1 protein-coding gene is annotated in these 2,433 nt (G+C 75.6%); it reads left to right on the plus strand.

Annotated features, from left to right (window positions below):
* A partial coding sequence (locus ACFXPK_RS29675; RefSeq protein WP_385080176.1) for a hypothetical protein occupies positions 1 to 2,310 on the plus strand: 2,310 nt, incomplete at its 5' end.
* Between the last annotated feature and the right edge of the window lie 123 nt (positions 2,311 to 2,433).

The raw sequence follows: 2,433 nt of genomic DNA on the forward strand, positions 1-2,433 counted from the left end.
GCCGAGGACATCCCCGACCCGCAGGACCCGGCGAGGGGGGGGCCCCCCCGCGCGGGGCGCCCGCCCCCCCCGCGCGCGGCCCCCCCCGTTCCCGGCTCCGCCACCGGGCCCACCGGACAGACCCTCACGGTCTCCGACACCGCGGACCTGGACCCCGAGGGCGCGACCCTCACCGTCAAGGGCACCGGATACGCGCTCGACAAGGGGGTCTACCTGGCGTTCTGCGTCGTACCCGAGGCGGGCCGGGAACCGACGCCCTGCCTCGGCGGCGCGGACATGAGCGGCACCACCGGTTCGTCGTTCTGGATCTCCAACAACCCGCCGGACTACGCGAAGGACCTGGTCAAGCCGTTCATCCCGCAGGCGGACGGGAAGGGCGGCAGCTTCGAGCTCCGGCTCACAGTCAAGGGGGCCGAAGGCGCGATCGACTGCACCGAGGTCCGCTGCGCCGTCGTCACCAAGGCGGACCACACCCACTTCACCGAGCGCGCCCAGGACGTCGTCGTCCCGGTCGCCTTCGGCAGCGGTGACGGGGGTGAGGGCCCGTCACCCGAGGCCCCCGACACCCCCGAGGGGACCGTCCGCCACACCGTCTCCCGCTCCTTCGACGCCGCCGCGCGCGCCGTCGTCACCGACCCCGCCGACGGCCGGGTCTACGTGAGCGCGAGCCCGGACAGCGGCCACCGTGTCACGGCGTACGACGCGGCCTCCGGGGAGCGGACCGGCGAGGCCATGGCCATCGGGGCGGCCAGCCCCTCCCTCGCCCTGGACCCGGAGGCGAGACTGCTCTACCTCGCGCACACCGGGTACGTACGCGTGCGCGACACCACGACGGGCGCCGAGTCCGGTGCACCCATCGCGGTCACGGGCAACATCAGCCATCTCGCGCTGGACCCGGCGGCCCACCGCCTCTACGTCGCCGACCAGACCGCGAAAACGATCACGGTGTACGACACGGAGACCCGGAAACCGGTCGGCGAGCCGGTCGTCCTGCCCTTCGCCGCGTTCGGACTCGCGGTCGACACGGAGCACCACATCGGCTATGCCACGTATGTCGGCGGCGCCGTGGAGAACGGCACCGTCGTCTACCGCAACGTCCTCAACGCCGTCGACGGCGCCACGGGCACCCTGGCCTCCACGGTCAGCCTGGGGACGACAGCGCTGGGCAGCCAGGGCGTCGCCGTGGACACGAGGACCCGTACGGGGTACGTCGCGAACATCTCCGCCGGTACGGTCTCGGTCGTCGACCTGGTGAAGAACGAGGTGACCGGCTCCATCCCGGTCGGCGGCAACCCGAAGGCGATGGTCTTCGACGAGGCGACCGGCACCCTGTACGTCGCCCGCACCACCGGCACGACGGTCGCCGTGGTCGACCCGACGCCGGGGGCCGAATCCCCGGTCGTCGACGCGATCGAGGTCGGCGGCAACCCGACGGCGCTCGCGCTCGACCGTGTGCGCCACACCGTCTACGCGGTCGCGGGCGGCACGGTACGGCAGATCGACCGTCAGGTCTCCCCGGCGGTCACGGCAGCGCCGCAGGACGCCACGGTCACGGCGGGCGACGAGGTCACGTTCACGGCCACCGCGGACTCGGCCCCGGCGCCGACCGTACGGTGGCAGGTCAGCACGGACGGCGCCCAGTCGTGGACGGCGCTGGAGGACACGGGCGCGGACACGACGGAGCTGACCTTCACCGCACTGGCGGCGCAGGACGGTCACCGCTACCGGGCGGTCTTCACCAACGCGGCGGGGACCACGCGGACGGCCGCGGCGCGGCTCACCGTGGAGCCGGTGGACGGCGGCGGCGACGCCGGGGGCACCGATGGCGGTGCTGACGGTGGCGCGGACGGTGGCGCCGGCGGCGGTGTCGTCGGCGGTGCTGACGGCGGTGCGACCGCGGGTGGTTCGGACGGCGGTACGGACGGTGGCGCCGATGGCGGCACCACGACGTCGGGCGGGTCGGCCACAACGGGCGGCACCACCGGCGGGACCACCGGCGGAGGTTCGGCCGCGGTCGGTGGTACGGGCCCGACGGGCGGCACGTCCACCGGCACCGACACCGGCGGCGGAACCATCGGCGGAGCAACGGTCGGTGGAACTACGAGCGGTGGAAGTGCGAGCGGTGGAGCAACGGTCGGCGGTGGCACCGCCGGTGGCGGGACCGTGGGCGGTGGCACCGTCGGGGGCGGCGGCAGCCTCGCCTCGACCGGCAGCTCTTCCGTCCTCCCCCTCGCCGGGACGGCGGCCCTGCTGGTCCTGGCGGGCGGCGTCGCGGCCGTAGCCGTACGGCGCCGACGCGGCACCACCTGACGTACGACCGTCACCGGGCCGGGGGGGGGGGGGGGGGGGGCGCCGGGGGGGGGGGGGGGCCCCGCCCGCGCCCCCCCCCCGCGCCCGCGCGCGGGGGGGCGGGCGCGCGGCGTCAGAGCGGGA

It is taken from the genome of Streptomyces sp. NPDC059142 (assembly GCF_042755665.1).
Lineage (GTDB): Bacteria > Actinomycetota > Actinomycetes > Streptomycetales > Streptomycetaceae > Streptomyces.